The sequence below is a fragment of the bacterium genome (genome assembly GCA_024224155.1).
In the GTDB taxonomy this organism is placed as follows: domain Bacteria; phylum Acidobacteriota; class Thermoanaerobaculia; order Multivoradales; family JAHEKO01; genus CALZIK01.
In genome coordinates this window covers 26588-33977 of the sequence record JAAENP010000449.1, presented here as the reverse complement: position 1 = coordinate 33977, position 7390 = coordinate 26588, and the positions used below count along the sequence as shown (strand labels likewise).

Genomic DNA, 7390 nt, shown 5'->3' with positions numbered 1-7390 from the left:
AGAAGCAGACCGGCGCCGACCGACTTTCCTTGGGCGGAGCGCTGGCCGCCAACGTTCACGGGCGCGGGCTGACGCTGGCGCCGCTCGTCGGCGACATCGAGTCGTTCACCCTGATCGATGCGGGCGGCGAGCTCCGGACGTGCAGCCGCACCGAGAATACCGAGCTCTTCCAGCTCGCGGTTGGAGGCTACGGACTGTTCGGCGTCGTGAATTCGATTCGGCTCCGGCTCTCGAAGCGGCGCAAGCTCGAGCGAGTCGTCGAAATGCTCTCGATCGAGGATCTCGTGGCCGGTGTCGAGTCGCGAACCGCAGACGGTTTTCGTAGAGCATTCGCCGGAGGGGATCGCGCGCGCTCGCATGCAGTTCCGAACCCTGATCGACCTGGCGAGAAAGTGGGGCGGCAGCTACTTCCTCACCTACCCCCGTTGGGCCACGCGCGAGCAAGTTGACGACTGCTACCCGCAACTGCTCGAGTTTCTGAAGCACAAACTCGAGTACGACCCCGAAGAGCGCTTCCAGAGCGATTGGTACCGGCACTACAAGGCGATGTACTCGGATCGGCTGTAGAGCAAATCCTCGCGCAACGGTGAGCGGTTCCCGGCGAAAGTTTTGGTACTGTTCTCTTCGGAGTCGGCCGTCGGGCTGCCGGACGGTCCGAGAGCGCCCGAAGGACTGCTCGATCCGTGGAAAGGCAAAAGATCATCGCCGTAGGCGGCGAAGGCAAGATTCTGGAACAGCTCGAAGATCTGTTCAACGAATCGGCGGTTGAGGTCCAGGTTGTTCGGGATCCCCAAGACGCCCTGTCGCTGATCGCCACCTTCCCGCTCGAGTTGGTGCTCGTGGAGCATCCGCTGGCGGACGCTTCGATCGCCGAGTTCATCGCCGAGGTTCGAGAAAAGGCCTCCGGTGATCCCGATGTCGTGATCGTGAGCGACGAGGCGGCGCTCACCGAATTGCTCGAGTCCGTCGGTGATCGCGCTCCGGTGATCAGCTGCGGCGAGCCAGCCAGCTTTCGAGCGCGGGTCGCGGCCCACCTCCAGAGCTGGCCCGAGCGGCCGAAGCGGCTGATGGTGAGGATGCAGGTGAAGGTCGGAGAAGCCGGGGTTGATCGACTGGCACAGACCGAGAACCTCTCCGAGGCGGGCGTGCTGATCCGGACGAAGAACCGGATTCCGGTGGGCAGCGAAGTCGATCTCGAGTTGAGCTTGCCGGAGAGAACCGGCGCGATCCGGGTGAGCGGCAGGGTCGTGCGCCACGCGGAAGCCGGTCGTGGTGGGGTGCACGGGTTGGGCATCGCGTTTACGCGACTCGACAACGAGGCGGCCGAGCGGCTTCACGAGTACCTCGAGCACAGTTTGGCCCGGGCCTTGGCCTGAGGGGCGACGGATGCTCCCGCGTCTGCGCCGGTGGCTTCTCATCGCTCTGTCGGTCCTCGTTGCAGCTCCCGGGGTCGCCGAGCTCTCTCGCGAGGAACAAGAGATCGTCGCTTGGATCGAAACGCACAACGGCGAGGCGCTCGAGCTTCTCGAGCGCGTGGTCGACATCAATAGCGGCACGATGAACTTTGCGGGTGTGCGCGAGGTGGGTGAGATCTTCGCGGCCGAGCTCGAGGATCTGGGTTTCCAGACCGAGTGGCTCGACGGCGTCTCGTTCGGCCGAGCCGGCCATCTGATCGCCCGCTGGTCCGTCCGGCAGTCGGCCCAACCGCCGGATAACCGCGGCGTCGAGCGGATCCACTTCCTCCTGATCGGCCACCTAGACACCGTCTTCGAGCAGGATAGCCCGTTTCAGAGTTACGAGCTTTTGGACGGCAACCGAGCCAGCGGTCCGGGCACGACGGACATGAAGGGCGGCGACGTGGTCCTGATTCAAGCCTTGCGGGCGCTCGAAGCGATCGGAGCGCTCGACGAAGTGGACGTAACGGTCGTGATGACCGGCGACGAGGAGCGCTCGGGCCGGCCACTCGAGGCCGCGCGAGCGGTACTCGTCGATTCCGCCAAGGTCGCGGACGTCGCGATCGGCTTCGAGGACGGTGACGGCGACCCGGAAACCGCCGTGATCTCGCGGCGCGGATCGGGCAGCTGGACGCTGACCGTCAAAGCGAAGCCCGCTCATTCGTCGCAGATCTTCCAACCGAAGGTCGGTGCGGGCGCGATCTACGAGGCGGCGCGAATTCTCACGGCTTTTCGAGAAGATCTTCGGAGTGAAGAGAACCTCACTTGCAATCCGGGAGTCATCCTGGGCGGCACCGACGTCGAGTTCGATGCCGGCGAGGCTCGAGGCGGGGCTTTCGGCAAGAACAACGTCATTGCCGAGCATGCCGTGGTGACCGGTGACCTCCGGGCCACTTCGCCGGCTCAGTACGAGCGAGCGACCCGGCGGATGCGCGAGATCGTGGCCCACAACCTGCCGCACGCCCAGACCGAGCTGACCTTTTCGCCTTCTTATCCGCCGATGGGAGCCAGCGACGGTAACCGGCGCCTGCTGGCTCTCTATGACGAAGTCAGCCGCGATCTCGGCTACGGCCCGGTGCAGGCGGTCAATCCTCGCAACGCGGGGGCGGCGGACGTCTCCTTTGCGGCCGAGTACGTGGAGATGGCACTGGACGGCGTCGGCTTGATGGGGGAGGGGGGGCACACGGTCGACGAGGTCGCCGATCTGTCAACCTTGCCCATGCAGGTGCAGCGGGCCGCGGTGCTGATGCTCAGGCTGGCGCGTCGACGGCGGTGACGGGTTCCAGCCGCTCGCTGGGCCACCCGGCAACGACCTTTGCCGCGGCTAGAGCCGCCGAGCCAGACGCTTGAACAGGTGCAACGAGTCGTCGAGTCCGCCTGGGCGGTTGCGCTCGGGCCACAGCTCGGCCCGGCGATCCGCGAGCTCGGCGCACTGGGCCGCGAGAGTGGTGCGAGTCTCGGTCGGAAAGCCGGTCAGGTCGGAGAACGGTGAGTCGAGCCGAGCCTCGCCGACCGCGCACGCTAGCTGGAGTGTGTCGGCGACCCAGTTGAGCTCGCTGCGGGTCCGGCGCCCCTCGATGCTCTGGGTGTCGGCGCGGGCGGCTTTGGCGGCCGCACTACGGATCGTCCGGCGCGCTTTGGCCAGTCCTTCCCGAGAGAGGCCTCGATAGCGAGGATTCTCGAGGCCGTCATCGGGCGACATCAGCAGATGAAAGAACGCGGTTCCGTTCTTCTGCGTTGCACCCGTTAGGGTGTAGGCATCCGCAAGATCGAGCGCCGCCTCGCCCAGGCCGCAGCCCGGCGAGTCGAGCAGCCACCGATCGATTGCCCGAGCCCAATCACCCGCGTCGCGTCGCTTGGCTTCGGTTCGGTGCCAGGCAAAGGCAGCTCCGGCGGCGAAGCCGAGATAGCTGGCAGAAAGAGGCTGCAGGTGGCCGCGATCGCCCCAGTCGGTCACCAGATAGCCGGCCGCGCCGGTGGCAACCCCCGCGGCCGCCGCCTCGGTCAGGTTGATCAGCGCGTTTCTTCCCCTCCCGGCGAAGCTGGACCAGCTGCTCGTGCCGGGGCAGACGTAGACTTCGCAGTCGGTGGCTGCGAGCAAAGCGCTGTCCTCGCGAAACGGGTGCCCCGCCTCGTAGCCCCACTCGCAGAGGATGACGTCGTCGGGGATCATGGGTAGGAGCGCGCGATGCTCGATCAGCATGTCGGCCCAGATCTGAACCCGCCGGTTGTGCTCGGCTGCGAGCCCGCGCACGGACTCCAGGAATTGGAGATACACGCGGTCGAGCCCGTTCTCTGTGCAGGCCCGTCTCGATCGGCCCCGGCCGATCTCGAAGGTCTCGTCGAAACCGACGTGAAACCGACCGCTGGTGAAATTCGGCAGGAGCTTGCCGTAGAGGTCGCGCAGCAGATCCACGCTCGCGGGATCGGTTGGGCAGAGGCTGAACGGTTCGACCTCGTCACTGAAGGCATGTTGGACCCCTTCGGGACACTCGGCGAGGTCGCGGTAGCGCGCGTGGGTCAGCCAGCGGTGGAAATGCCCGAAGCTGTTCTGATTCGGCACCAGCTCGACGCAGCGCAGGCGGCAGTAGCCGTCCAGTTGCTGGACGTCTTCGGCAGTCAGAGGACTTGCGTCCCTCCAGACCGCCGCGTGCCCCGGATACGCGAAGGTGTGCTCCATGTAGAGCTGGAGCTCGTTGTATTTGAGCTCTGCCAGTAGGTCCACGAGCCGCAAGAGCGACTCCATCTTGGGCACCTTGTTGCGGCTGATATCGAGCAGCACTCCGCGGCGCGCGAAATCGGGCCGGTCTCGAATCGCCACGGCCGGGACCGAGGCTCCTTCGCCGGCCCAATCGTGAAGAGAAAGCCACTGGCGCAGAGTGACGGCTCCGTAGAACAGCCCGCGGCGCCCCGAGGCCGCGATCCGAACGCCGACCGGCTCGATTTCGAGCTCGTAGCCTTCCCCTGGGAGGCTCTCGACCAGATCGAGCCGGATCTCGAGCGCGGAGCTTTCCGACGGACTCTCGCCGGCCGGCAGTGCGCCACAGCGGTCGATGAGGTAGTCCATCGCCGGCCGGACTAGCGCCGCGGGTAGCCTGTCGGTGGCGAAATGGAATTGCCTCGCCTGGATGAGACCCTCGCGCGTGCGAATCGTCTGCGGACCGGGCAGTAGAAGATCGAGTCGATCAGACACCGAGTTTTACTGGGACGCTCGAACCGAGCCGATCGGTGGCAGATTCTCGGCGACCGCGGACCGGGTCTCGCCGCCGTCGCGCGATCCGAAGACGGTGCCGGACTCGGCTCCGAAGTACAGGCCCAGCGGGTCGCCGCCGTCATGACAAAAGGCTTGGCGGAGAACGGTCAGGTAGGCGTCTTGCTGCGGCAGGCCCTGGGTCTTCGGCTGCCAGCTGGCGCCGCGGTCGCGGGTCTCGAAAACGCGGACTCCGCCCTCCGGGGTGACCCTGTCGACGTCGGCTACCAGCGGAATCACGTAGGCACGGTTCGGGTCTCTGGGGTCGACCACAATCGGAAAGCCGAAATCCGCGGGGAGGCCGCGGCCGTTTCCCTGGGCTTGGAGCCCAGCAATGTCCTGCCAGCTGTGCCCGGCGTCATCGGAGCGATAGACACCGCCGTGAAACTGCATGTAGAAGGTGTCGGGCTCGACGGGCGACTGCTCGAGCTTGTGAACGCAGTGCATGAGCGTGTCGACCCGAGCTTCCTCGGGAAGGTAGCGGGGGACAAGGCCCTCCGAGTATCGTGACCAGCTTTCGCCGCCGTCTTCGGTCTGCCAAACGCCGACGGCCGAGATCGCCAGCGTGAGCCGCTGCGCGTCGTCGGGCCACTGGCAAATCGAATGGAGGCAGAGTCCGCCGAGGCCGCCTTCCCAGTCGGGTCGTGTCGGGTGATCCCAGAGACCCCGGTTGAGCTCCCAAGTGCGCCCGGAGTCCTCGCTCTTGAAAAGCGCGGCCGGCGCCACGCCCGCCCATAGCACGCCCTCCTCGACGCCCGGCTTGATCACCCAGACCCGGTTCACCGACGCGTCGGTGCCTTCCGGGAATACCGGTCCGTCCGCCTGCTCCCACTCTCCGACGGGATCCTCGGCGAGGTAGACATGGGGACCGAACTGGCCGTGCGTAACCGAGGCGTAGTAGAGACCGGTTCTCGGATCGCGCGTCGCGTATTCGACCACCTGGCCGGGGAACTGGCGGCTGACGGTCTCCATGCCGCGCCCGCGGGGACCGCGCAGGACAATCAGCCCCTTCTTGGTTCCGACCAGAACTTCACCGGTTTCTTCCAGATCGGCACCCCCTCCGGAAATAGCCTGAATTACGTAGATCTCCTCTTCGGCCGCCAACGTTCGATCCAGAGTCGCCTTGGTGTCGCCCACGAACACGTTGACGTGCCGGCGAATGCGGCCGCGGTCGTCCAGGACCCAGCCCTTGAGGCCCGGGTAGTCGCGCTCCAGGGCCAGCAGGCATTCACCGACGGTCGAGCCGGTCGCTGCGATGCGATCTCGACCCGCAGCACGACTCGTGAGAGGCGTCGGTAGGATGATTACCGGCACGGTACCCGACTATGCCGCGTGCGTCACGACGACGCAAGTTGGGGTACTCTTGAGGGCTATATGAGCGAGCTAGTACTCATCGTCGACGACGAGCCGGGCATCCTCACGGCCCTGTCCGGGGTGCTTTCGGACGAGGGCTTCGACACCCTTTGCACCGAGAGCGGAGAAGAGGCGCTCGAGCTCTATCGGGACCGGAAGCCCGACGTCGTCTTCCTCGACATTTGGCTCCCGGACCGGGATGGGCTGGAAACGCTGCAGGCGCTGCGTGAGAGTGACCCGACGGCGGCGGTGATCATGATGTCGGGACACGGCACGACCTCGACGGCGGTCAAGGCGCTCAAGATGGGGGCCTTCGACTACGTCGAGAAGCCGCTCTCCTACAGCCAGGCGGTAGATAGCGTCCAAGGCGCCATCGCCTACCGCCGCAATGTGTCCGTTAGCGGGCCGCTCCTGGCGTCGGCGGTCCGGTCGGAAGATCGGCTTGCCGCCGATTTCGAGTTCAAACCACCGGAGGTACCCTTACTCCGGGCTTCGGAGATTCCCCAGAGAACCATCGCCCAGAGCACCGTCCTCTACGGCCTGGGCTTGCATTCCGGCTTCCGGACCGGGATGGTGATTCAGCCGTTGCCCCCGAACTCCGGCATTCACTTCCTGACGCTACCGACGAATACGCACGTTCCGGGCTTTGTCGGCGTTGTCGCCGAGACTTCCTACGCAACCACGCTGGAGACCGAAGGCGTCGGCATCAAGACGGTCGAGCACTTTCTTTCGGCGTGCCATGCCTACGGCGTGACCAACGCCTTGGTCAAGGTGCATGGTGAGCTTCCGGTGCTCGACGGCTCGGCCATCGAGTTCTGCAAGACCCTGGCCGAAGTGGGCGTCGTCGATCAGGATGAGCCGCGCAAGGAGATCGTCATCGATCGTGAGTATCGGGTGAGCGGCAGCGGCGAGCAGAGCCTGACGCTCGAGCCCGCGGACGAGTTCGGGGTATCCTACCTACTCGACTATCCTCCGCCGGTTGGTCGACAGAGCTACCAGTACGGTCCGTTGAAGCCGGCGAGCTACGTCGGTGAGATCGCTCCGGCGCGAACCTTCGGCTTCGTCAAGGACCTCGACATGATGAACGAATTGGGGCTCGGCACCGGCGGCCGTCTGGACAACTGCATCCTGGTCGGCGAGGACGACATCATCAACACCGACCTGCGATTCCCGGACGAGTTCGTACGCCACAAGATCCTGGACGTGATCGGCGATCTCTACCTGCTCGGCTACCCGATGCGAGGCAAGGTCACCGCCAGCCTGACCGGGCATCGCGACAACATCGCGATCCTGCGCAAGATCCTGGAAGACAACGCATAGGCTGCTGGCGTGG

General features: G+C 65.6%; 7 protein-coding genes. 4 read left to right on the top strand and 3 right to left on the bottom strand.

What is annotated here, in order from left to right; all coding sequences use genetic code 11:
- A partial coding sequence (locus GY769_21835) for a hypothetical protein (GenBank protein ID MCP4204559.1) occupies positions 1–359 on the bottom strand: 359 nt, incomplete at its 3' end.
- Between GY769_21835 and GY769_21830 the strand changes: the two genes are divergently transcribed.
- The 3 genes from GY769_21830 to GY769_21820 all read left to right on the top strand — a co-directional run bounded on the left by GY769_21830 (position 358) and on the right by GY769_21820 (position 2730).
- The gene (locus GY769_21830; protein ID MCP4204558.1) at positions 358–567 is read left to right on the top strand and encodes a hypothetical protein; all 210 of its coding nucleotides are present in this window, start codon (positions 358–360) and stop codon (positions 565–567) included. The genes GY769_21835 and GY769_21830 overlap by 2 nt on opposite strands.
- Positions 568–683: 116 nt before the next feature.
- Positions 684–1376 carry a hypothetical protein gene (locus tag GY769_21825; protein ID MCP4204557.1) on the top strand — a complete coding sequence of 231 codons (693 nt, stop codon included), beginning with the start codon at positions 684–686 and terminating at the stop codon, positions 1374–1376.
- 10 nt (positions 1377–1386) lie between these two features.
- The gene (locus tag GY769_21820) at positions 1387–2730 is read left to right on the top strand and encodes a M20 family metallopeptidase (protein MCP4204556.1); all 1344 of its coding nucleotides are present in this window, start codon (positions 1387–1389) and stop codon (positions 2728–2730) included.
- A gap of 48 nt (positions 2731–2778) precedes the next feature.
- On the opposite strand, the gene GY769_21815 is transcribed toward GY769_21820, so the two are convergent.
- Both GY769_21815 and GY769_21810 read right to left on the bottom strand, forming a co-directional pair.
- Positions 2779–4647: a family 20 glycosylhydrolase gene (locus tag GY769_21815; protein ID MCP4204555.1), complete on the bottom strand. Its 1869-nt coding sequence runs from the start codon at positions 4645–4647 to the stop codon at positions 2779–2781.
- 6 nt (positions 4648–4653) lie between these two features.
- Positions 4654–6018, bottom strand: coding sequence for an exo-alpha-sialidase (locus GY769_21810; GenBank protein MCP4204554.1), 1365 nt, complete (start codon positions 6016–6018; stop codon positions 4654–4656).
- Positions 6019–6078: 60 nt separating this feature from the next.
- On the opposite strand from GY769_21810, the gene lpxC reads away from it, so the two are divergent.
- A complete protein-coding gene (gene lpxC, locus GY769_21805; GenBank protein MCP4204553.1) occupies positions 6079–7377 on the top strand; it encodes a UDP-3-O-[3-hydroxymyristoyl] N-acetylglucosamine deacetylase in 1299 nt (432 codons plus the stop codon).
- Positions 7378–7390: the final 13 nt, after the last annotated feature.